Origin of the sequence: Roseovarius sp. A46 (assembly GCF_004126395.1) — a bacterium.
In the GTDB taxonomy this organism is placed as follows: Bacteria; Pseudomonadota; Alphaproteobacteria; order Rhodobacterales; family Rhodobacteraceae; genus Roseovarius; species Roseovarius nitratireducens.
Genome location: NZ_PVWS01000011.1, coordinates 47,333 through 69,338 on the forward strand (window position 1 = coordinate 47,333; position 22,006 = coordinate 69,338).

The 22,006-nt window shown below is 65.7% G+C and carries 19 protein-coding genes; 11 read left to right on the forward strand and 8 right to left on the reverse strand.

The genetic code is table 11. From position 1 onward, the window contains the following. Positions 1-110: 110 nt before the first annotated feature. The 6 genes from C6W92_RS07790 to C6W92_RS07815 all read left to right on the forward strand — a co-directional run bounded on the left by C6W92_RS07790 (position 111) and on the right by C6W92_RS07815 (position 5,652). Positions 111-1,112: a DctP family TRAP transporter solute-binding subunit gene (locus C6W92_RS07790; RefSeq protein ID WP_104019327.1), complete on the forward strand. Its 1,002-nt coding sequence runs from the start codon at positions 111-113 to the stop codon at positions 1,110-1,112. Between the two features lie 92 nt (positions 1,113-1,204). Further along, a complete protein-coding gene (locus C6W92_RS07795; protein WP_129432440.1) occupies positions 1,205-1,870 on the forward strand; it encodes a TRAP transporter small permease in 666 nt (221 codons plus the stop codon). Next, positions 1,870-3,246 (forward strand): TRAP transporter large permease, encoded by a 1,377-nt coding sequence (locus C6W92_RS07800; RefSeq protein ID WP_129432441.1) that lies wholly within the window; start codon positions 1,870-1,872, stop codon positions 3,244-3,246. Before C6W92_RS07795 ends, C6W92_RS07800 begins: the two co-directional genes overlap by 1 nt. Positions 3,247-3,413: 167 nt before the next feature. Further along, on the forward strand, positions 3,414-3,941 hold the full coding sequence (locus C6W92_RS07805; protein ID WP_347232792.1) for a flavin reductase family protein: 528 nt from the start codon (positions 3,414-3,416) through the stop codon (positions 3,939-3,941). A 46-nt stretch (positions 3,942-3,987) separates the two neighbouring features. Further along, positions 3,988-5,205: an MFS transporter gene (locus C6W92_RS07810; RefSeq protein WP_129432442.1), complete on the forward strand. Its 1,218-nt coding sequence runs from the start codon at positions 3,988-3,990 to the stop codon at positions 5,203-5,205. Positions 5,206-5,265: 60 nt separating this feature from the next. Next, positions 5,266-5,652, forward strand: coding sequence for a hypothetical protein (locus C6W92_RS07815; RefSeq protein ID WP_129432443.1), 387 nt, complete (start codon positions 5,266-5,268; stop codon positions 5,650-5,652). A gap of 13 nt (positions 5,653-5,665) precedes the next feature. Here the strand turns inward: C6W92_RS07815 and C6W92_RS07820 are convergent, their stop codons facing one another. Then, positions 5,666-6,538 carry an NAD(P)-dependent oxidoreductase gene (locus C6W92_RS07820; RefSeq protein WP_104019332.1) on the reverse strand — a complete coding sequence of 291 codons (873 nt, stop codon included), beginning with the start codon at positions 6,536-6,538 and terminating at the stop codon, positions 5,666-5,668. A 94-nt stretch (positions 6,539-6,632) separates the two neighbouring features. On the opposite strand from C6W92_RS07820, the gene C6W92_RS07825 reads away from it, so the two are divergent. Continuing rightward, complete coding sequence (locus tag C6W92_RS07825) at positions 6,633-9,107, forward strand: penicillin acylase family protein (RefSeq protein ID WP_129432444.1); 2,475 nt, start codon at positions 6,633-6,635, stop codon at positions 9,105-9,107. Between the two features lie 64 nt (positions 9,108-9,171). Here C6W92_RS07825 and C6W92_RS07830 read toward each other — a convergent pair whose 3' ends face one another. From C6W92_RS07830 to C6W92_RS07860, 7 genes are all read right to left on the reverse strand, one after another. Next, positions 9,172-9,960: a xanthine dehydrogenase family protein subunit M gene (locus C6W92_RS07830; protein ID WP_129432445.1), complete on the reverse strand. Its 789-nt coding sequence runs from the start codon at positions 9,958-9,960 to the stop codon at positions 9,172-9,174. Between the two features lie 13 nt (positions 9,961-9,973). After that, entirely contained in the window at positions 9,974-12,337 is a 2,364-nt protein-coding gene (locus C6W92_RS07835) for a xanthine dehydrogenase family protein molybdopterin-binding subunit (protein WP_129432446.1), read from the reverse strand. A gap of 120 nt (positions 12,338-12,457) precedes the next feature. Next, positions 12,458-12,943 carry a (2Fe-2S)-binding protein gene (locus C6W92_RS07840; protein WP_129432447.1) on the reverse strand — a complete coding sequence of 162 codons (486 nt, stop codon included), beginning with the start codon at positions 12,941-12,943 and terminating at the stop codon, positions 12,458-12,460. A gap of 102 nt (positions 12,944-13,045) precedes the next feature. Continuing rightward, a complete protein-coding gene (locus tag C6W92_RS07845) occupies positions 13,046-14,038 on the reverse strand; it encodes a molybdopterin-binding protein (RefSeq protein WP_129432448.1) in 993 nt (330 codons plus the stop codon). Then, positions 14,035-15,000: an XdhC family protein gene (locus C6W92_RS07850; RefSeq protein WP_129432449.1), complete on the reverse strand. Its 966-nt coding sequence runs from the start codon at positions 14,998-15,000 to the stop codon at positions 14,035-14,037. The genes C6W92_RS07845 and C6W92_RS07850 overlap by 4 nt, the downstream gene beginning before the upstream one ends. Positions 15,001-15,008: 8 nt before the next feature. Next, positions 15,009-16,271: a VWA domain-containing protein gene (locus C6W92_RS07855; RefSeq protein ID WP_129432450.1), complete on the reverse strand. Its 1,263-nt coding sequence runs from the start codon at positions 16,269-16,271 to the stop codon at positions 15,009-15,011. A 58-nt stretch (positions 16,272-16,329) separates the two neighbouring features. Further along, positions 16,330-17,238: a MoxR family ATPase gene (locus C6W92_RS07860; RefSeq protein WP_129432480.1), complete on the reverse strand. Its 909-nt coding sequence runs from the start codon at positions 17,236-17,238 to the stop codon at positions 16,330-16,332. Between the two features lie 211 nt (positions 17,239-17,449). Here C6W92_RS07860 and C6W92_RS07865 point away from each other — a divergent pair, with 211 nt between their 5' ends. The 4 genes from C6W92_RS07865 to C6W92_RS07880 all read left to right on the forward strand — a co-directional run bounded on the left by C6W92_RS07865 (position 17,450) and on the right by C6W92_RS07880 (position 21,942). Then, positions 17,450-18,391 carry a phosphoadenosine phosphosulfate reductase gene (locus C6W92_RS07865; protein ID WP_129432451.1) on the forward strand — a complete coding sequence of 314 codons (942 nt, stop codon included), beginning with the start codon at positions 17,450-17,452 and terminating at the stop codon, positions 18,389-18,391. Positions 18,392-18,431: 40 nt separating this feature from the next. Further along, on the forward strand, positions 18,432-19,469 hold the full coding sequence (gene pyrC / locus C6W92_RS07870; RefSeq protein ID WP_129432452.1) for a dihydroorotase: 1,038 nt from the start codon (positions 18,432-18,434) through the stop codon (positions 19,467-19,469). Positions 19,470-19,546: 77 nt separating this feature from the next. Next, positions 19,547-20,224, forward strand: a complete 678-nt coding sequence (locus tag C6W92_RS07875; protein WP_129432453.1) for an orotate phosphoribosyltransferase — start codon at positions 19,547-19,549, stop codon at positions 20,222-20,224. Positions 20,225-20,454: 230 nt separating this feature from the next. Next, on the forward strand, positions 20,455-21,942 hold the full coding sequence (locus C6W92_RS07880) for a replicative DNA helicase (protein WP_104019344.1): 1,488 nt from the start codon (positions 20,455-20,457) through the stop codon (positions 21,940-21,942). Positions 21,943-22,006 lie beyond the last annotated feature (64 nt).

Below are 22,006 nucleotides of genomic sequence, written 5' to 3' on the forward strand. Positions count from 1 at the left end.
GCCCGACAATTGCACAAAAACTTGAGTGGCACGCCCGTTTCTCCCACCATGGCCGTACCGCGCCGCACTGGCGCTGTGGAAGACTCAGAACCTATGGGAGGAGACCCAAGATGAAATTCCTGACCGCTGCCGTATCGGCACTGGCTCTGACCGCGGGCGCGACCACCGCGATGGCCGCCTGCGACGACGGCGAGATCGTCGTCAAGTTCAGCCACGTAACCAACACCGACAAACACCCCAAGGGCATCGCCGCCTCGCTGCTGGAAAAGCGCGTCAACGAAGAGATGGACGGCACGATGTGCATGGAGGTGTTCCCCAACTCCACGCTCTACAACGACAACAAGGTGCTCGAGGCAATGCTTCAGGGCGACGTGCAGCTCGCCGCGCCGAGCCTCTCGAAATTCGAGAAGTTCACCAAGCAGTTCCGCCTGTTCGACCTGCCCTTCATGTTCAAGGACATCAACGCCGTCGATGCCTTCCAGGCCTCCGACAACGGGCAGGCGCTGCTCGATTCCATGCAGCGCCGTGGCCTTCAGGGACTGGCCTACTGGCATAACGGCATGAAGCAGATGTCGGCCAACGTACCGCTGATCGAGCCCTCCGACGCCGAGGGGCTGAAGTTCCGCGTACAGCAATCCGACGTGCTGGTGGCACAGTTCGAGCAGCTGGGTGCCAACCCGCAGAAGATGGCCTTCTCCGAGGTCTATGGCGCGCTCCAGCAGGGGGTCGTGGACGGGCAGGAGAACACTTGGTCGAACATCTACGGCAAGAAGTTCTTCGAAGTGCAGGACGGCGTGACCGAAACCAATCACGGCATCATCGACTATCTGGTGGTAACCAGCGTCGACTGGCTCGACAGCCTCGATCCGGAGGTACGTGATCAGTTCCTGACGATCTTGGACGAGGTGACCGAGACCCGCAACAAGGAGTCCTACGAGGTCAACCAGGCTGCCAAGCAGGCGGTTATCGACGCCGGCGGCGAGGTTCGCACGCTCACGCCCGAGCAACGCAGCGCTTGGGTAGACGCGATGAAGCCGGTCTGGAATCAGTTCACGGACGATGTCGGCCAGGAGAACATCGACGCGGCCCAGGCGATCAATGCCAGCATGTAAGATCGCGTGCCGCGCCTGAACGCGCGGCCTACGGGGCGGGCCAAAATCGATTGGCCCGCCCCTTTTGCAAGTACTCCGGGGAGGAGGGAACGATGCAGACCCGTCACAGCATGGTAGACCGGATCGAGGAGACGCTGATCGCCGCGCTTCTCGGCCTGATGACAGTGGTGACCTTCGCCAATGTCGTCGCGCGCTACCTGTTCAACTCGAATATTCTCTGGGCGCTGGAACTGACCGTGTTCATGTTCGCCTGGCTGGTGTTGCTCGGCGCGTCCTACGCTGTCAAGAAACGCGCCCATCTCGGCGTCGATGTGGTGCTAAACATGCTGGCCCCACCCGCACGCCGCGTGCTTGCGCTGGTGTCGGTGGCGTGCTGTCTCGTGTTCTCTCTCTTTCTGCTCAAGGGCGCGTGGGATTACTGGTCGGTGTTTGCCGAACTGCCACCCACCACCGGGCGCTGGTTCCCCACCGGGCTCGATTTCGACGCCCGCGGGCAGGGCTGGTATGAGGTCGAGAGCGTGCCCATGCCCGAGGTTCTGCGGTTCGTCGAGGACTGGATCAACTACGGCGAGGAATACGAAAAGGTGCCGCGCGCGATCCCTTATGTTGTGCTGCCTTTGTCGATGCTGCTTCTGACGCTGCGCTTCGCGCAGGTGGCGATCGCCATCTGGCAGGGCCGTGAAGACCGGCTGGTGGCAAGCCACGAGGTCGAGGACGAACTCGAAAGCGTCCGCGCGCAGCACGGAGGACAGGACTGATGGAAGTCGCACTTCTCTTTTCACTGGTCATCGGCCTGCTGCTCATCGGCGTGCCGATCGCCGTCTCGCTGGGGCTCAGCTCGACGCTTTTCCTTCTGTGGTTCTCGGAATCCTCGCTCGCCTCGATAGCACAGACCCTGTTCTCGGCCTTCGAGGGGCACTTCACGCTGCTCGCGATCCCGTTCTTCATCCTCGCGTCGGCCTTTATGACGACAGGCGGCGTGGCGCAGCGAATTATCCGCTTTTCCATTGCCTGCGTGGGGCACCTGCATGGCGGGCTGGCGATTGCCGGTGTGTTCGCCTGCATGCTGTTTGCCGCGCTGTCGGGCTCGTCGCCAGCGACTGTGGTGGCAATCGGCTCCATCGTGATCGCGGGAATGCGGCAAGTCGGCTATACTCGCGAATTCGCCGCCGGTGTCATCGCCAATGCCGGCACGCTCGGCATCCTGATCCCGCCGTCCATCGTGATGGTGGTCTATGCCGCCGCAGTGGATGTGTCGGTGGGGCGGATGTTTCTCGCCGGGGTCATTCCTGGCCTGGTGGCGGGCGGGATGCTAATGTCGACGATCTACATCATGGCACGCATCCGCAACATGCCCAAGGGCGAGTGGCAGGGCTGGGGCGAGATCTTCGCCTCGGGCCGGGATGCAGCATGGGGCCTATTCCTGATCGTGATCATCCTGGGCGGTATCTATGGTGGCATCTTCACGCCAACCGAGGCCGCAGCGGTAGCCGCCGTCTACGCCTTCTTCATCGCTTGTTTCGTCTACAAGGATATGGGGCCGCTCGCCACCGAGGGTGAGGAACGCAACACCTCGCTACTGCGCAAGCCTCAGGCACTCGTGACGGCGTTCTTCCACGCCGACACGCAGCGCACGCTGCTGGAGGCGGGCAAGCTGACGGTAACGCTCCTGTTCGTGATCGCCAACGCTCTCATCCTCAAGCATGTCCTGACCGACGAGCAGATCCCGCAGTCCATCGCCAACGCCATGCTCTCGGCGGGGTTCGGGCCGGTGATGTTCCTTATCGTGGTGAACATCATCCTGCTCATCGGCGGACAATTCATGGAGCCCTCGGGCCTCCTCGTGATCGTCGCGCCACTGGTCTTTCCCATCGCGATCGAGCTGGGGATCGACCCCATTCACCTCGGCATCATCATGGTGGTGAACATGGAAATCGGAATGATCACGCCGCCGGTGGGGCTCAACCTCTTCGTCACCTCCGGCGTGGCGGGGATGCCGATGATGGCGGTGGTACGCGCGGCCCTGCCGTTCCTCGCCGTACTCTTCGTGTTCCTGATCATCGTCACCTACGTGCCATGGTTGTCAACCGTCCTGCCCAATACCTTCATGGGGCCGGAGCTTATCATGCGCTAGCCTGTGCTCCGCGTAACTGCGGGCCACGCGCGGCGGGGGCGGCAGCCCCCGCCGCATGGCATTTTTCGAGACCTTGCCGTTACGGCACTTGGAAACCACACGGGGCCACGCTACCTGATCCGTCCGGGGCGGGCCTTTACCGGGGCACGTTTCGCCGCTACCCATGCTTGGCAAACGACAGGGAGAGCCTCGTGACTGTTTCCGGTGCCGTCGTGGACAGCGATGCCTTCCTTGCCGCCATGCGACAGGTCGCGGCGACCGTCACCGTGGTAACGACCGACGGGCCGGCGGGGCGCGCGGGTGCAACGGTGAGCGCCTTCACCTCGCTCTCGGCCGACCCACCCTCGGTCATCGTCTGCCTGCGCGCCGACAGCCGGATCGCGCGCACGGTTCTGGATAACCGCGCATTCTGCGTCAACGTCCTGCCCGAGGACGCGGTAAACGTGGCACGCGCGTTTGCCGGCCCGTCGCCCGACGACCCGGCGGACCGATTCCGTGACCTAGAGATCGCCTACGGGGCGCACGGTCCCCTGCTTCCGCGCGCCACGAGCTTTTCCTGCGCGCTGATGGAACACGTGCTGCACAACACCCACGCCATCTGCATCGGATCGGTCCGCGCGCTGGCGGTGGCGGGAGAAAAGCCGCTCACCTATCTCAGCGGCGACTACCACCGCGTGCGCCCGCACGAGGGCTGAGCACAGCCTCTTGCGTCCACCCCGACCGCGGTCTAGCACTGCGTGCATGTCCGACACCGCCCTCCCCCAAGACGACAGCCGTGCGCGCCGCAACGTGGCCGTACTCGTGGGTGCACAAGCTGTTCTCGGCGCGCAGATGCCGATGATCTTCGTGGTGGGCGGGCTGGCCGGGCAATCGCTCGCCTCCAACCCCTGCTTCGCGACGCTGCCCATCTCGCTCATCGTGCTGGGCTCTATGCTGTCGGCCACGCCGATGGCGCACGTGATGCAGCGCTTCGGGCGGCGCACGGGCTTCTTCCTTGGAGCGCTTTTCGGCGCGGTGGGCGCCGCGGTGGGTGCGTGGGGGCTCTATACCGCCTCCTTCCCGGTCTTCCTGCTGGGCAGCTTCCTGACCGGCACGTACATGTCGGCGCAGGGCTTCTACCGCTTCGCCGCCGCCGATACGGCAAGCGACGCGTTCCGTCCCAAGGCGATCTCCTACGTGATGGCAGGCGGTCTCCTGAGCGCCATCGTCGGCCCGCAACTGGTCAAGCTCACCTCGATGAGCATGGTGATTCCGTTTCTCGGCACTTACCTCGCGGTGATCGCGGTCAACCTCGTGGGGGCGCTGCTATTCCTGCTGCTCGACATCCCGCGCCCGCCGGTGCCCGCGCATGACGCGCCGCGCGGACGCTCGCGGCTCGAATTGCTGAAAACCCCGCGCATCGCCGTGGCGGTGATCTGCGCGACGGTGGCCTATTCGCTGATGAACCTGGTGATGACCTCGACACCGCTCGCGGTGGTGGGCTGCGGCTTCACGCCCAGCCACGCCGCCGATATCGTGTCGGCGCATGTGCTGGCAATGTATATCCCATCGTTCTTCACCGGCCACCTGATTGCGCGATTCGGGGTGGAACGGATCGTGACCACCGGCCTCGTCATCCTCGCGGGCGCCGGCGCGGTGGCGCTTTCAGGGGTAACGATAGACAGGTTCTACGCCGCGCTCATCCTCTTGGGACTAGGCTGGAATTTCGGCTTTATCGGGGCCACGGCCATGCTCGCAGGAGAGCACGAGCCCCATGAACGGGGCCGCGTGCAGGGGATGAACGACCTCATCGTGTTCGGCGGCGTGACCTTCGCCTCGCTCGCCTCAGGCGGGCTGATGAACTGCTCGGGCGGCACGGCGGAGGCGGGCTGGACTGCTGTCAACGTTGCAATGGTGCCGTTCCTCACACTCGCGGGCGGTGCGCTCATCTGGCTAGCGATGCGCCCACGCACGGCCTGACCGCTGGCGGCAGCGGCGGATACTGAGTATTTTTGCCAAGAAGAAGCCGGGAGCGCGCGCATGATCCGCGAGATTTGGCACAGCTACCGCCGCCTGCCCCTCTGGGTGCAGCTCTGGGTGGCGGTGATTCTCGTGCCAATAAACGCTGCCTCCCTGACCTTTGTCGCGCACCCCTCTGGCGTGTGGGTCGCAGCGATGGCGGTGGGCGCGATGCTGCTCAACGGCGCGATCATGCTGGCCGAGCGCGGGTTTTCCAAGCTCATGGCGCTGCCGCATGTGGCGATCTGGACACCGATGCTGGGGCTGGTGGCGTGGTTGCTGGCGCAGGATATCGCTCCCGCTTACCGGGGCTATCTTCTGATCCTGCTGGTCATTGATACGGTGTCGCTGGTCCTTGACGTGCTCGACACGCGCAAATGGCTGTCAGGCGACCGGGAGGTCGCCTGACCGCGGCCGGGTCTCAGCCCAGCTTGCGCAGACGCGCCAACAGGCTGGAGGTGTCCCAGCGCCCACCGCCCATCTTCTGCACGTCCTTGTAGAACTGGTCGACCAGCGCGGTAACCGGCAGGCTCGCACCCACCTCGTCGGCGGTGTCGAGGCAGATACCCAGATCCTTGCGCATCCAGTCCACCGCGAATCCATGGTTCCATTTGTCATCGAGCATGGTCTCGTAGCGGTTGGACATCTGCCATGAACCGGCCGCCCCCTGGCTGATAACCTCGACCACCGCGCGCCCGTCGAGCCCTGCCTCCTCTGCGAAATGCAGCGCCTCGCTGAGGCCCTGAACCAGCCCGGCGATAGCAATCTGGTTGGCCATCTTGGTCATCTGCCCCGCGCCGCTCTCTCCGATGCGGCGGCAGAGCTTGGCATAGACCTGCATCACCGGCTCGGCGCGCGCATAGACGGCCTCGTCGCCGCCGCACATGATCGAGAGCTGCCCGTTCTCGGCCCCCGCCTGCCCGCCGGAGACCGGCGCATCGACAAAGCCCACGCCGCGCGCCTGCGCCGCCGAATAAAGCTCGCGGGTGACCTTCGCCGATACGGTGGTGTGATCGACGAAGATCGCGCCCTCCGCCATGCCGGCGAAGGCACCATCATCTCCCAGGCAGACGCTGCGCAGGTCGTCGTCGTTGCCTACGCAGGCCATCACAAATTCGGCGCCCTGCGCCGCCTCGCGCGGTGTGGCGGCAGACCGTCCGCCATGCTCGGCCACCCATTTGTCGGCCTTGGCGGCAGTGCGGTTGAAGACGCAGACCTCGTGGTCCGCCGCCTGAAGATGCCCGGCCATCGGGTAGCCCATGACGCCCAATCCAAGAAATGCCAGTTTTGCCATGTCGCTTTCCTCCTGTCGCGTGCCCATTGTCTCGCCCCGGATTTCTGACTATCCCCGGCGGGGATGCAAGCACAAACTCGGAAAGGCACCGCCGATGCCGGTGATCCTTAAATGGCTGTTGCGCGCCGCGGGCGGGCTGGTTGCGCTGGCGCTGGCGGCGGTGGTAATCGTCTACATGCTGCTCGCACGCTCGCTGCCCGAGTATGACAAGCGGCTCGCCGTCGAGGGGGTTTCCGACCCGGTCGAGATCGTGCGCGACAATGCAAACGTGCCGCATATCTTCGGTGAATCCGACGCCGACACCTTCTTTGGCCTCGGCTATGCCCATGCGCAGGACCGGCTGTGGCAAATGACCATGATGCGCCGCACCGTGCAGGGACGGCTGTCGGAGGTATTCGGGCCGCGTACCGTCAAGATCGACACCACGCTGAGGCGTTTTGATCTCTACAATCTCGCGCGGGCCTCGGTCGCTGCGCAAGATGCCAAGACGCTGGCAGCACTCAAGGCCTATTCCGACGGGGTCAATGCCCGCCTGACCGAGATCAACCGCGAGGCGCTGGGGCGTGGTGCACCGGAGCAGTTCATGTTCAACGCCCCCGTGGCCCCCTGGCAGCCTGCCGATTCGATTGCGCTCATCAAGCTGATGGCGGTGCAATTGTCGGGACATCTGAGCGAGGAGGTGCTGCGCGCCCGCGTCTCGCTCGCGCTCGAGGACGAGAACCGGCTCGACGACCTCCTGCCTGACGCGCCCGGCGGCGGCATCGCGGCGTTACCAGATTACGCAAGCCTGGTTCCCGGCGCGAAGTTTGCCCACACGGCGGAGGCCAAGCCCCCGGTCCACCCGCTTTCGCCATTCAAGGAGCGCGCATTCGCAGGGGCGTCCAATGCCTGGGCCGCAGCCCCGGACCGCGCCGCATCGGGCGGCACACTGCTGGCCAACGATCCGCACCTGGGCTTTTCCGCGCCGTCGATCTGGTATCTTGCGCGACTCGAGCTCGAGACGGGCGGGGTGATCGGCGGCACCATTCCCGGCATACCCGCCATCCTGACAGGCCGCAGCGCGCGGCTGGGCTGGGGGCTGACCTCGTCCTACCTCGACGACCAGGACGTATTCATCGAACGGCTCAACCCTGATGATCCGAACCAGTACCTGACGCCCGATGGCTGGGCTCCCTTTCGCTCCGCGCGCTCGATCGTCGAGGTCAAGGACGCTGATCCCGTCACCCTCACCCTACGCTGGACGGAAAACGGCCCCGTCCTGCCCGGCAGCCACTACAACCTCGGCGAGGTGACGCCGCGGGGCCATGTGGCGGCTGTGAGCTGGACCGCGCTCTCGGGCGAGGACACAACCATGACCGCGGCGATGCGGCTGATGCAGGCGCAATCGGTCGCCGAGGCGCTGGAAGGCACACGACTCTTCGTCGCACCCTCGCAGAACCTGACGGTCGCAGACGAGACCGGCATCGCGCTCAAGCTCATCGGCGCGATGCCCCGCCGCGACGCCCGCCACGAGAGCGAGGGCCGCATGCCCGCGCGCGGCTGGATCGCCGAGAACCGCTGGCAGGGGATGCTGCCAACCGCGGCGAACCCGGAATTCATCGACCCCTCGGGCGGCATCCTCGGCAATACCAACAACAAAATCGTGGACCGCCCCTTTCCCATGCATGTCAGCCACAACTGGGGCGACACGCAGCGTATCCATCGTTGGCGCGAGCTGATGCAGCGGCGCGAGGTGCATACGCGCGACAGTTTCATAGAGGCACAGCTTGACACGGTAAGTTTTACCGCGCGCTCGCTCCTGCCGCTGATCGGGGCGGACCTGTGGTTCACCGGCGAGGCCGCCCCCGAGGGCACGCCAGAGCGCCTGCGCCAGCGCGCGCTAGAACTGCTGGCCGACTGGAACGGCGAGATGAACGAGCACCTGCCCGAGCCACTTATCTACGCGGCATGGATGCGATCACTGATGAAGCGGCTCATCGAGGACGATCTCGGGCCACTTGTACGCGACTTCGATCACCCCGAGCCGGTGTTCATCGAGCGGGTGTTTCGCGACGTGGACGGGGCGTCAGCGTGGTGCGACATCCGGCACTCAGCCGCACGCGAGACCTGCGCTGACATCGCGCGGATGGCGCTCGACGACGCGCTGATCTGGATATCCGAGCGCTATGGCCGGTCATTGGAAAGCCTGCGATGGGGTGACGCCCACCAGGCCACGCACGATCATCAGGTGCTGGGCGAGGTCCCGCTCCTACGCTATTTCGTCAACATCCGCCAATCGACCTCGGGCGGTGACAACACGCTCCTGCGCGGGCGCACGCGAGGCGCTGAGGGGCCTGACCCCTTTCAAAATGTCCACGGGGCTGGCTATCGCGGTGTCTACGATTTCGCCGATCCCGACAGCAGCGTGTTTATCACATCCACCGGCCAGTCGGGTCATTTCCTGAGCCGCCATTACGACGACCTCGCCCAGCTCTGGAGACGCGGCGAATACATCCCGATGTCTCTAGACGAGGGTCTCGCGCGGGCGGCAGCGGTCGGGGTAACGGTGCTCGAACCGCGCGGTCAGTGAATGAAGGCAGGCCGCGCCGGTTGTCTCGACGCAGCCCTCGACCTGGCCATTCCGCGACCGGACCTCAGCCCGCCGCCGCCACCGCCCGGCGCGTCATCACGCCTACGAGATGTGCGCGGTACTCGCCCGAGCCGTGCAAGTCCGAGATCATACCGTCGCCCGACAGACTCAGGCCCTCGACCGCGCCCGCCGAGAAATCGGAGCTGAGCGCAGCCTCGGCTTCGGACCAGCGGAACACGCCATCCTCGGACGCACCGGTGACCGCCACGCGCACGCCGTCCGGGTATTTTGCCACGAACACACCCACGAGCGCGAAGCGCGAGGCCGGCTGGTCGAATTTCTGGTAGCTGGCCTTCTCGGGCACGGGAAACCGCACCTCGGTGATGATCTCGCCGTCCTCCAGCGCCGTGGCGAACATCCCGTCAAAGAAGTCATCCGCCGCGATCTGCCGGTTGGTGGTCACCACCGTGGCACCCGAGGCCAACACCGCCGCCGGGTAGCAGGCCGACGGGTCATTATTGGCGAGGCTGCCGCCAATCGTGCCGCGGTTGCGCACCGCCGGGTCGCCAATATTGGCGGCGAGGCTAGCCAGCGCCGGATAGGCTCCCGCGCCCTTCGCTACGTCGGCATGGCTGGTGCCCCCACCGATGCACAGCGCACCGTCGTCGGCGGTACAGATGCCCTTGATCTCGTCCACCCCCGACAGCGCGACGAGCCGCGCGGGCGCAGCCAGGCGCGCCTTGAGCGCTGGAATGAGCGTCTGCCCACCGCCCAGCGCTTGCGCCTCCTCGGTGCCCAGCGCCTTGACGGCGTCGGTCAGAGTGGTGGGACGGTCTATCTCGAATGCATACATGATCTGTCCTCCCTCAGCCCTGCATCGCCTGCCACACCCGCGATGGCGAGAGCGGCATGTCGATATGGGTGATGTTGCTGCCACCCGAGCGCAGCGCGTCCACGACCGCGTTGACCACGGCGGGTGGGCTGCCGATTGCACCGGCCTCGCCACAGCCCTTCACGCCCAGCGGGTTATGGGTACACGGCGTCTGGCAGGAATGATCGACGGCGAAGAATGGCAGGTCATCCGCGCGCGGCATGGCGTAATCCATGTAGCTACCGGTCAATAGCTGGCCATTCTCGTCATAGGCGCAACCCTCGAGCAGCGCCTGCCCGATGCCCTGCGCCAGACCCCCGTGCACCTGTCCCTCGACAATCATCGGGTTAACCACGTTGCCGAAATCGTCCGCGGCGGCAAAGCGTTCGATGGTGACCCGTCCGGTCTCGGGATCGACCTCGACTTCGGCCGCATAGGCCCCCGCCGGATAGGTAAAGTTGGCCGGATCGTAGAATGCCGTCTCCTCCAGCCCCGGCTCGATATCCTCCAGCGGGTAGTTGTGCGGCACGTAGGCCGCCAGCGTCACGTCGCCCCACGCCACCGACTTGTCGGTGCCGGCGACGGTGAACTGGCCGTCCTTCAACTCGATATCGCCTTCCGACGCCTCCATCAGGTGAGCCGCTATCTTGCGCGCCTTGTTGATGATCTTCTCGGTGGCGCGCACCATCGCCGAGCCGCCGACGGCTAGGCTGCGCGAGCCATAGGTGCCCATGCCCATCGGTACGCGGGCGGTGTCGCCATGCACGATATCCACTTGGTCGGCGTCAATGCCGATCATCTCGGCGATCACCTGCGCGAACGTGGTCTCGTGGCCCTGCCCGTGGCTGTGGCTGCCGGTCATAACGGTTAGCCCGCCGGTGGCGTTAACGCGTACCGTTGCGCTCTCGTAGAGGCCCGCACGCGCACCAAGCTGGCCGACGAGGTTCGACGGCGCGATGCCGCAGGCCTCGATATAGCAGTTGACGCCGAGGCCGCGCAGCTTACCGCGCTTTTCGCTCTCAGCCCGGCGCGCGGCGAAGCCCTTGATGTCAGCGATCTCCTCAAGCTTGTCCATCGTGGCGTGATAATCGCCGGTGTCGTATTCCACCGCCACGGGCGTGGCATAGGGAAACTCGGTGATGAAGTTCTGCCGCCTGAGCGTGATCGGATCGACGCCCAACTCGCGCGCCGCCTTGTCGATCACGCGCTCCAGCTGATAGGTCGCCTCGGGCCGCCCGGCGCCGCGATAGGCATCCACCGGCACGGTATTGGTGAACACCGCCTTGACGTTCACGTAAATCAGCGGCGTCTTGTAGTTTCCGGCCATCAGCGTGCCGTGCAGCCAGGTCGGCACACAGGGCGCAAAGGTGCTCAGATACGCCCCCATGTTGGCATGGGTATCGGTGCGTAGGGCCGTAAAGTTGTTGTCGGCGTCAAGCGCCAGTTCGATCTTCGTCACGTGGTCGCGGCCATGGGCGTCGGACATGAACGCCTCGCCCCGCGTCGAGGTCCACTTCACGGGTCGGTTCAGCGCCTTGGCCGCAAAGGTGCAGAACGCCTCCTCGGCATAATGATAAATCTTAGAGCCGAAGCCGCCACCGACGTCGGGCGCCACCACGCGCAGCTTGTGCTCGGGGATGCCCAGAACGAAGGCGCCCATCAGCAGCCGGATCACATGCGGGTTCTGGCTGGTGGTGTAGAGCGTCGAATCGCCCGTCGAGCGGTTGAAATCCCCCACCGCCACGCGCGGCTCCATCGGATTGGCGATCAACCGGTTGTTGATAAGCTCCAGCGAGGTGACATGCGCTGCCTTGTCGAACGCCTCGTTCACCGCCGCCTTGTTCTCCTCGACGAAGCCCCAGTCGTAACAGAGGTTCGAGGTGAGATCATCATGCACCTTGGTCGCGCCGTCCTCCAGCGCCGCCTTCATGTCCACGACCGCGGGCAATTCCTCGATATCGAGCACGATCGCCTCCGCGGCGTCACGCGCCTGCTCGCGGGTCTCGGCTACCACGGCGGCGATGGGGTCGCCGACGTGGCGCACCTTGCCCTGCGCCAGCACCGGGTGCGCCGGCTCCTGCATCACCTCGCCGAACCGGTCGGTAACCTGCCAGCCGCAGGGGATACTGCCGACGCCCTCGAAATCCGCGCCGGTAAAGACCCGGATAACGCCGGGCGTGCCCTCAGCATCGGTGGTATCGACCTTGTTCAGCCGCCCATGCGCGACATCCGACCGCAGGAAATGCACATAGGCCTGGCCGCGCAGGTTGATGTCGTCGGTATAATTTCCCGTGCCGGTCAGAAAGCGCACGTCCTCGCGCCGCTTGCTGCTGGCACCGATGCCTCCATCCTTTGGCATGTCTCGATCCTCCCTGAATCTTCCGGGGTCTCCCCCGTCCCTGACCCGCGGCGATTCAACTTGCCCGAAATACTTCGGGGGAGCGCCGCAGGCGCGGGGGCAGCGCCCCCTCGATATCGCCTATTCCGCCGCGACCCGGCTCACATCCTGGCCGCTCGCCGCCATGATCGCTTTCACGATGTTGTGATAGCCGGTGCAGCGGCAGATATTGCCCTCGAGATAGTCGCGAATCTCCGCCTCCGTCGGCGTCGGGTTCTCGGCCAGAAGGGCCGCCGCCGACATTACCATGCCCGGCGTGCAGAACCCGCATTGCAACCCGTGATGGTCCTGGAACGCGGACTGGATCGGATGCATCGTGCCGTCGGGTTCGGCCATCCCCTCGATGGTTTTCACCTCGGCACCCTCCGCCTCGGCGGCAACGATGGTGCAGGCTTTCACTGCGCGCCCATCCACATGCACCACACAGGCACCGCACTGGCTGGTGTCACAGCCCACATGCGTACCCGTCAGGCCGAGATTGTCTCTTATGAAATCCACAAGCAGCGTTCGGCCCTCGATCTGGCCTTTCGCCGGCTCGCCGTTCACGGTCATGCTGACCTCTGGCATTGGCTCCTCCCGGTTGCTTTGTTTGTAGCTTCCTGACCTGAGCCTAGCGTCCGTTCCGCAAAACTCAAATGATACTTGAGCATGCCCACCGCGCGCCGGCGGTCAGCCGCGCGGGCCGCGGCGCGGCTGCGGACGCGTGGGAATTTCCTTGAGCAGCCCGCCCACCCCCATAGCCGCGATTTCCTCGGCCCCGCAGGGCAGGCCGCAGGCGACACGCGCCAGCACCCAGTCGGCCCCGTGCAGGACGGGCGAGCGCGCGCTGCCGGGCAGGCCGATCACGGGCCGCGCGCCGATCTCACCCAGAAACAGCAGGTTGCCGGGATCGACCGGCAGCCCGAATCGGATGAGCCGTCCGCCCGCGCGGCGAAGCGCCTGCGGGGCTGTGTCGCGTACATCCGAGGTGGCCGAAGCGGTGAGGATGAGCACGATCTCGCCCGGTGCCTCGATGATCGCGCGCGCCAGCGCCACCGCGTCATGGGCGCAGGTTGCCGTTCCCGCCATCTCCATCCCCAGCCCGGTGACCCGTGCGGTGATCGCCTCCGCGCCCTTGTCTCCCGGCCCGCCGGGAATGTCGGTCACGACGAGGCTGGCGCTGCGATACCGCGCCGTGGCCAATCGCACAGCACCGCGCGCCGCCTCCGCCGCGCGCTCCACCGCCGCACTCGGCACGCCATAGGCGATGATCTTGACCGTCGCGATCATGCCGCCCGCGCGGATCTGGTGGTGGTCGGGCACGGTGGCCACAGTGATCATCGAATCGATGGCGTTGGCTGCGTTGATGTCGGCGGTGTCGAGGCAGATCACGCCGGGCGCCTCGGCTATCAGGTTCACGCGGCCCGTGAACGGGGAACTCAGGCCAATCCCGTCGGCCCCGTCATGCAGCGCGCGCGCCAGCGTATCGGCCGCGGCATCCTCGTGCAGATCGCCCGCTTCCAGCCGCGCGACCGTCACCTCGCCATAGCCCGCCGCCGCCAGCGCCGCGATCTCGTCTGCGCCAAGCACCGCCCCCTTGCGCAACCGCCCCGTGGCCACCTGCTCGGAATGGGCGAGAATCGCACCCTCTGCCTGATCCAGCGGCACGGCGCCGAATTTCATGTGCCTTTCCTCAGAACCTGCGTCATCTGGGCCAGGATGCTTACCGCGATCTCCGCCGGCCCCGCCGCCCCGATATCGAGGCCGATGGGGCCGTGAATGCGCGCGATCTCGACCTCGGAAAATCCGGCGTCGGTCAGCCGCGCCACCCGCTTGGCATGGGTCCGGGTGGAGCCCAGGGCACCTATGTAGAACACCTCCGAGCGAAGCGCCTCCCCGAGCGCGGGATCGTCCAGCTTGGGATCATGCGTCAACAGCACGAGCGCCGTGCGCCCATCCAGCCCCAGCGCTCGCAAGCCCTCGTCGGGCCAGTCGTCCAGAACCGTCTCGCCCGGAAACCGTGCCTCCGAGGCAAAGCTCTCGCGCGGGTCGATCACGACCGGGTCAAAGCCCGCGATCCGCGCCATCGGCACCAGCGCCTGCGCGATGTGCACGGCCCCCACGACAATGAGACGAAGCGGCGGGTTATGGATGGCGACGAAGGTCTCGCCGTCCTCCTCGAAGCCCGAGCGGTCCATGCGGAATCGCGCCTCGTGCCCCTCGCGCTCCAGCCGCCGCCGGGCCGTCATGCCGGTGACATAGGCAACCGGCACGCGGCCTTCCCGGGCCAGCACCAGGTTGGCCAGCACCTCCTCGGGCATGACCGACCCCACCGGCTCGACCAGCACCCGGATCGTACCGCCGCAGGCGAGCCCCACGGCAAAAGCGTCGTCATCGGTGACGCCGTATTCGAGCATCTCCGGGCGGCCCGCCTCTATGGCATCCAGCGCCTCGACCACCACCGCGCCCTCAACGCAGCCGCCCGAGACCGAGCCCGCGATCTCGCCCTCGCCGCTGATTGCCAACTGGCTGCCCACCCGGCGCGGCGCACTGCCCCAAGTCTCGACCACGGTGGCGATCGCCGCCCCCTTGCCCGCCCGGTGCCAGGCGAGCGCGGTCTCGGGGATATCGTCAAACCGGTCCATGATGTCTCTCACCCCTCCATCGCTGCCATCAGGCGCGCTCTCTCACCGCCATCCTCGACGCGCGAGAGCGCTTCGGCAAGCTCTTCGAGAGTGGCAACCGAATGGCCGGCGCGGAACGCGTCCACATGCGGCAACATCGCCCGGATGCCTTGTGCCTTGGGCGCGAACCCGTCCCACCGGAGCAGCGGATTGAGCCAGATCAGCCTCCGCGCCGAGAGGTGCAGCCGCTCCATCTCGTGGCCCAGTTGTCCCGCCTCCTCGCGGTCGAGCCCATCGGTGATAAGCAGCACCACCGCCCCCTGCCCCATCACCCGGCGCGACCAGTCGCGGTTGAATGCGTGCAGGCAGGCGCCGATCCGCGTGCCACCCTCCCAATCCTGCGCCTGTTTTCCGGCGGCGGCAAGGGCCGCATCGACGTCGCGGGTGGCCAGGTGGCGGGTGATGTTGGTGAGCTGCGTGCCGAATGTGAAGGCATGGACCCGCGCCCAGCCAGCACCCTTGTGATTGGCAACGGCATGAAGAAAATGCAGAACCATGCGGCTGTATTGGCTCATGGACCCGGAAATATCGCAAAGCACCACAAGGTTCGGCCATCGCTCGCGCGGGGTCTTGCGATGCAATCGGCGCATTTCACCGCCCCGACGCAGCGCCGCCCGCAGGCTCGCGCGCGCGTCAAACCTCGGCCCGTGCGGATCGGCGATCCCGCGCCGCGAGGCCAGCGGACGCACCGGCAGCGACAGCCGCGCCAGCATCCGCTTCGCCTCTGCGATCTCGGCATTGGACATCTGCTCGAAATCGAGACTGCGCAGCCGCTCCTCGCGCGACATGGTGGCGGTGGCGTCGATCTCGATCACCGTCTCCTCGTCGAGATCCTCACCGTCGCTCTCGGGCGGAGCCCGGTCCACCCCGTCGAGCAGCGCCTCCGCCGCGCGCTTTTCCGCGGGGGCGGCGCCACGGTCCTCCTGCACGCCGCGAATGGCGGGCAGCATCATCGCCATCATGTGCTCCATGTAGCGCGGATCGCGCCAGTAGAGGCGGAATATCTGAGCGAAAACAGTCAGGTGCTCGGGTCGTGTCACCAAGCAGGCGCGCAGCGCGTAGAAAAAATCAGACCGCGAGGTGAACCCCGCCGCCGCCACCGCGCGCACCGCGTCGATTACGCGCCCGGGGCCCACCGGCAACCCGGCGGCCCTGAGCGCGCGGGCGAAATGGACGATGTTATGGGTGAGTTTCGGGTTGTCCGGCAGATCGAATGGCGCGGATTCGGTCATGGCGCCTCGTGGGGACGCCGCCCCCACACCCCCGGCGTATTTCGATCAAGAAGAAACATCAGACAGGCGCCAGTCCCGCCCGCGCCTCATCCAGAATACGCTTGGCTTCCGAACCTTGTAACCGCGCAATATCGTCCTGGTACTTGAGCACTGCGCCCAGGGTGTCGGCGATCACCTCGGGCGAGAGGCTAACCACGTCGAGCGCCAGCAGGCACTTGGCCCAGTCGATCGTTTCGGCCACGCCCGGCTTCTTGAACAGGTCCTCAGTGCGCAGGCGCTGAACAAAAGCCACAACCTCGCGACTGAGGCTTTCGGCAGCCTCGGGAGCACGGGCCTGCAATATTTCGATCTCGCGGTCGAAACCGGGATAATCCACCCAGTGGTATAGACAGCGCCGCTTGACCGCGTCATGCACTTCGCGGGTACGGTTGGACGTCAGGATGACGATAGGCGGCTCGGGGGCGGCGATGGTGCCCAGTTCGGGAATCGTCACCTGAAAATCGCTCAAGGCTTCGAGCAAGAACGCCTCGAACGGCTCGTCGGTGCGGTCGATCTCGTCGATGAGCAGCACCGGCGCGCCGCCCGATTGCGGCCGCATCGCCTGCAACAGCGGGCGCTCGATCAGGAACTCCTCGGTGAAAACCTCGTCCTTGAGATGCGCGCGATCCACCCCGCCCGCGGCCTCGGCGGTGCGGATGGCGATCATCTGGCCCGCGAAATTCCACTCGTATACGGCGGTGGCGGCATCAAGACCCTCGTAGCATTGCAACCGGATCAGTCGGCGGCCCAGCGCAAGGCTAAGCGCCTTGGCGATCTCGGTCTTGCCGGTTCCGGCCTCACCCTCCAGAAACAAGGGCCGCCCGAGCCGCAGCGCGAGAAAGGCGACGGTGCCCAGAGCGCGCCCGCAGACATAGCCTTGCGCACCGAGCATGTCCTGAACTGCGCCAATGGATTGGGGGATATTCACCTGCCAGACCTCCATCTACCTCACCCCGCACAGAACTGCATGGCCCGCGTGCCCCGGTCAAGGGCGCGCACCCGTAACGCTCGTCACCTGCCACCTCGCAGAAAGCCCGCGGATTTTCCCAAGTTTCGCCCCATTCGAACGGCAATTTCTGACCTCGAAGCGGGCTGTAGACCCGCGACGGGGCAGTGTGTAGCAGACAAGGTCGGAGCGGATGCAAGACAAGAGCGATATCACCAGTGCCGATCTCACGGGGCGTGACTGGCAGGACTGGCTCGACCACGCCGAGACGGTGATCGGCGATGACGGCTACATGCAACCATTGGGGAACAAGCACGCAGCGCTGTTTTGCGAGCGCAAGCCGGTGCTGCTTGTCACCTTCGAGAGCTTCGACCGGCTCGAGGTGCTTTCGGAGCGCGCGCACCCCTTCGGCTGGACCATGCTCGAGGCGCTCGGCTGGTCGCATCTGTGCCTGCTCAGCAACGGCGACACATGGTTTCGCGATGCCCGCGTCTACGGCTTTTTCGACCGACTGATTGACGACGGTTTCTTCGACGAGTTCGAGCAGGTGATCTTCTATGGTGCCGGGCCCCGCGGCTATGCCGCCGCCGCGTTCTCAGTGGCCGCGCCGGGGGCAAAGGTGCTGATGCTGCGTCCGCAGGCGACGCTCGACCCGCGTATGGCCGAGTGGGACGATCGCTATCTGGCCATGCGTCGCACCTCTTTCACCGACCGCTACGGCTATGCACCCGATATGCTCGATGCCGCCGCCCACGCGGTACTGCTTTACGATCCCGAGATCGAACTCGACGCCATGCACTCGGCGCTGTTCAACCGCAGCAACGTTTTGCGCTTCCGCACCCGCCACCTTGGCTATTCCATCGAGGAGACGCTCTCGCAGATGGGCTTACTTCCGCGCATCCTCGCTCAAATGAGCGCGGACAAACTCAACTGCCAGAGCCTCGCCCGGCTCTGGCGCAAGCGCCGAGAGGAACAGGGATATCTCTTCCCTTTGTTGCGTCGGCTGGTCAACGAGCAGCGTGACGGGCTTACCGTGCTCTTTTGCACCAACGCGCTGGCCCGGAAACGGGGCGGCCCACGCTACCGAAACGCGCTGAGCAGGGCGCAAGCCCGTCTCGCGGAACGCGACGGCTAGCACTGGCGCAACCGCGCGCGATTGTGTATGCGCTCGGACCATGCAATCGAGCCTGACCATCCGCCGCCCCGACGACTGGCACCTGCACCTGCGCGACGGCGCGATGCTGGCCGCCGTCCTGCCAGAGAGCGCGCGCCACTTCGCCCGCGCCATCATCATGCCGAACCTCGTGCCGCCGGTCGTCACCGGCGTCCAAGCCCGCGCCTATCGCGACCGGATCATGGCCGCGCTGCCCGAGGGGATGGACTTCACCCCCCTGATGACGCTCTACCTGACGGAAGAAACCGACCCGGACGACGTGGCCGCCGCCCATGCCGAGGGACTGATTACGGCGGTCAAGCTCTACCCGGCTGGGGCCACCACCAATTCGGCCTCCGGCGTGCGCGATTTCGACCGCGTGCGCGGCGTGCTGGAGAAGATGGCCGAGGTCGGTCTGCCGCTCTGCGTGCATGGCGAGGTGACCGACCCAGAGGTGGACATCTTCGACCGCGAGGCGGCGTTTATCGACCGCGTGCTCGATCCCATCCGCCGCGCCACACCGGGGCTGCGCGTAGTGATGGAGCATGTGACCACCTCGGATGCCGTGGCCTATGTCACATCTCAGGACCGCGACCTCGCCGCCACGATCACCACCCATCACCTCGTCATCAACCGCAACCACATGCTAGTGGGCGGCATCAAACCACATTACTACTGCCTGCCCGTGGCCAAGCGTGAGGACCACCGCCTCGCCCTGCGCGCTGCCGCCACTTCGGGCGACGCACGGTTTTTCCTCGGCACCGACAGTGCGCCCCATACCGACCCGTTGAAGGAAAGCGCCTGCGGCTGCGCCGGCTGCTTTACCGCGACGAACACGCTCTCGATCCTCGCCCACGTGTTCCAAGAGGAGGGCGCGCTCGACCGGCTCGAAGGCTTCACGTCACTCAACGGCCCAGCCTTCTACGGCCTGCCCCCGAACGAGGCGCGGATCACCTTGACCAAGGGCGATCCGGTCCCCTACCCCGACAAGATTGACACCGGCGACGGCCCCGTCACCGTCTTCGACGCCGGCTTTCCGCTCCATTGGCGGGTGGACTGAGCTTCATCTTGCCCGAAATATCCTCGCCGGAGGCATCATAGTTCTTCGGCACACCGCCCAGACCCAAGGACCACGCCATGATCCCCGCCACCGACCCCCCAAAGGATGAAATTGCCCGCCTCACCGCCCGCATGCTGCTGGAGATCGGCGCTGTGCATTTCAACGCGGACACCCCCTTCACGCTGGCCTCGGGGCTTCCCTCGCCGACCTATATCGACTGCCGCAAGCTCATCTCCTTCCCACGCATCCGCAGCACCTTGATGGATTTCCTCAGCATAACCGTGATGCGCGAGGCCGGATTCGAGGCGTTCGACAACGTCGCCGGCGGCGAGACGGCGGGCATCCCCTTCGCCGCGCTGGTGGCCGAGCGCATGGCCCTGCCGATGACCTATGTCCGCAAGAAGCCCAAGGGCTACGGTCGCAACGCCCGCATCGAAGGCACCATGGCCGAGGGTCAGCGCGTGCTGCTGGTCGAGGACCTCACCACCGATGGCGGCTCCAAGCTCAGCTTCGTCGATGCCATCCGCGAGACCGGGGCCACCTGCGCGCACACGGCGGTGATCTTCTACTACGGCATCTTCCCCGAGACCGAGCGCACCCTCGGCGATCACGGCGTGGCGCTCCACCACCTCTGCACATGGTGGGACGTGCTGGCCGAGGCGCGCGCGCAGGGAGCCATTGCCGCCGCGACACTCGACGAGGTCGAGGCGTTTCTGCACGCACCCCGTAAGTGGCAGGAAGCAAACAAGAAATAAATTCACGCCCAAGAGCGGTGGATAACCCACCACTCGAATCGAAATTCCACTCCAGATATGGTAGAGTAACCGCGTAACACCACAGGATGCGGGACAGGACGTCGCGCGGCTGAGGTCTCGGCCCCCTTATCCCCGCTATCGTCCACAGCTTTGTCCATGTGGCGCGAACCTTGGCTTTGGCGTAGAACACGCGAACGCCGGACATCACGAAGAACGAGGGCAGTACGGGCATGAACGAGGTCAGCGTATTCAATCCCACCGGGGCAGGGATCGAGGCCGCCGACAGTGTGCCCCATTCCATCGAGGCCGAGCAGCAGCTTCTCGGCGCGATCCTGACCAACAACGACATCTACGACCGCGTGGCCGCCATCATCGGCCCGCAGCATTTTTACGATCCCGTCCATGCCCGTATCTTCGAGACTGCGGCGGCGCGCATCACCCGCAACGCGCTTGCCTCGCCGGTGACACTGCGCGCCTTCCTCGAAGAAGATGACGGGCTCAAGGAACTCGGCGGTCCCGCCTACCTCGTCAATCTCGCGGGGGCTGCGATCTCAACCTACGCTGCGCGTGACTACGCGCAGATGATTTATGATCTCGCCATCCGCCGCGAGCTGATCGCATTGGGTCACGACATCGCCGCCCGTGCCGCTCGCGTCGAGATCGGCAGCGAGCCGGGCGACCAGATCGTCGATGCCGAACAGAAGCTCTACCAACTCGCCGAACAGGGCAAGTCGGAGAGCGGATTCCAGAGCTTTCTCAAGGCGGTCAAGGATGCCGTCGACGTCGCCAACGCCGCCTACCAGCGCGACGGTGGCCTCGCGGGGCTCGCCACCGAGCTTCACGACATGGACAGCAAGCTCGGCGGCTTGCATCGCTCGGACCTTCTGATCCTCGCCGGGCGACCCTCGATGGGCAAGACCTCGCTCGCTACCAACATCGCCTTCAACATCGCTCGCGCCTACCGCAAGGGCACGCTCCCTGACGGGACGCAGGGCACCGTGGATGGCGGCGTGGTGGGCTTCTTCTCACTCGAAATGTCGGCCGAACAGCTCGCCAGTCGCATCCTGTCCGAAGCCGCAGAAATTCCCTCGCATAAAATCCGCCGCGGTGACATGGACGAGGGCGAGTTCCGCCGCTTCGTCGAGGCCGCCAAGGCACTCGAATCCTGCCCGCTCTTCATCGACGACACCGCCGCGCTGCCGATCAGCCAGATCGCCGCACGCGCGCGGCGGCTCAAGCGCACCCACGGGCTCGACCTGTTGATCGTGGACTATCTCCAGCTCGTGCGCGGCACTGCCGAGAACCGGGTGCAGGAGATCGGCGAGATCTCGATGGGCCTAAAGGCCATCGCCAAGGAACTCGATATCCCGGTGCTCGCGCTCTCGCAGCTCTCGCGCCAGGTGGAAAGCCGCGAGGACAAGCGACCGCAGCTCTCGGACCTGCGCGAATCGGGCTCGATCGAGCAGGATGCCGACGTGGTGATGTTCGTCTTTCGCGAGGTCTATTACAAAGAACGCGAGAAACCGGGCGACCACGAGCTTGAAAAAATGGCCGACTGGCAAGAGGCAATGGCCCGGCTCGAAGGCAAGGCCGAGGTCATCATCGGCAAGCAGCGCCACGGCCCCATCGGCACGGTGGAGCTCAGCTTCGAGGACCAGTTCACGCGCTTCGGAAACCTCGTGAAACCGTGGCAGCAAGGTGCGGGCGGGGATTTCTAGCAGACAGGCCGAGACTCCGGACCGAGCGGCGCGATTGGCCCGGTTCGGACGGACAGGACGTTCC

Bases quoted from the DNA above. Each gene is read 5' to 3' on its own strand.
- C6W92_RS07865 (WP_129432451.1), top strand. From the start codon at position 17,450: ATGCAAGACAAGAGCGATATCACCAGTGCCGATCTCACGGGGCGTGAC.
- C6W92_RS07880 (WP_104019344.1), top strand. From the start codon at position 20,455: ATGAACGAGGTCAGCGTATTCAATCCCACCGGGGCAGGGATCGAGGCC.
- C6W92_RS07875 (WP_129432453.1), top strand. From the start codon at position 19,547: ATGATCCCCGCCACCGACCCCCCAAAGGATGAAATTGCCCGCCTCACC.
- C6W92_RS07820 (WP_104019332.1), bottom strand. From the start codon at position 6,538: ATGGCAAAACTGGCATTTCTTGGATTGGGCGTCATGGGCTACCCGATG.
- pyrC (WP_129432452.1), top strand. From the start codon at position 18,432: ATGCAATCGAGCCTGACCATCCGCCGCCCCGACGACTGGCACCTGCAC.
- C6W92_RS07795 (WP_129432440.1), top strand. From the start codon at position 1,205: ATGCAGACCCGTCACAGCATGGTAGACCGGATCGAGGAGACGCTGATC.
- C6W92_RS07825 (WP_129432444.1), top strand. From the start codon at position 6,633: ATGCCGGTGATCCTTAAATGGCTGTTGCGCGCCGCGGGCGGGCTGGTT.
- C6W92_RS07835 (WP_129432446.1), bottom strand. From the start codon at position 12,337: ATGCCAAAGGATGGAGGCATCGGTGCCAGCAGCAAGCGGCGCGAGGAC.
- C6W92_RS07830 (WP_129432445.1), bottom strand. From the start codon at position 9,960: ATGTATGCATTCGAGATAGACCGTCCCACCACTCTGACCGACGCCGTC.
- C6W92_RS07850 (WP_129432449.1), bottom strand. From the start codon at position 15,000: ATGGACCGGTTTGACGATATCCCCGAGACCGCGCTCGCCTGGCACCGG.
- C6W92_RS07800 (WP_129432441.1), top strand. From the start codon at position 1,870: ATGGAAGTCGCACTTCTCTTTTCACTGGTCATCGGCCTGCTGCTCATC.
- C6W92_RS07845 (WP_129432448.1), bottom strand. From the start codon at position 14,038: ATGAAATTCGGCGCCGTGCCGCTGGATCAGGCAGAGGGTGCGATTCTC.
- C6W92_RS07840 (WP_129432447.1), bottom strand. From the start codon at position 12,943: ATGCCAGAGGTCAGCATGACCGTGAACGGCGAGCCGGCGAAAGGCCAG.
- C6W92_RS07810 (WP_129432442.1), top strand. From the start codon at position 3,988: ATGTCCGACACCGCCCTCCCCCAAGACGACAGCCGTGCGCGCCGCAAC.
- C6W92_RS07815 (WP_129432443.1), top strand. From the start codon at position 5,266: ATGATCCGCGAGATTTGGCACAGCTACCGCCGCCTGCCCCTCTGGGTG.
- C6W92_RS07790 (WP_104019327.1), top strand. From the start codon at position 111: ATGAAATTCCTGACCGCTGCCGTATCGGCACTGGCTCTGACCGCGGGC.
- C6W92_RS07855 (WP_129432450.1), bottom strand. From the start codon at position 16,271: ATGACCGAATCCGCGCCATTCGATCTGCCGGACAACCCGAAACTCACC.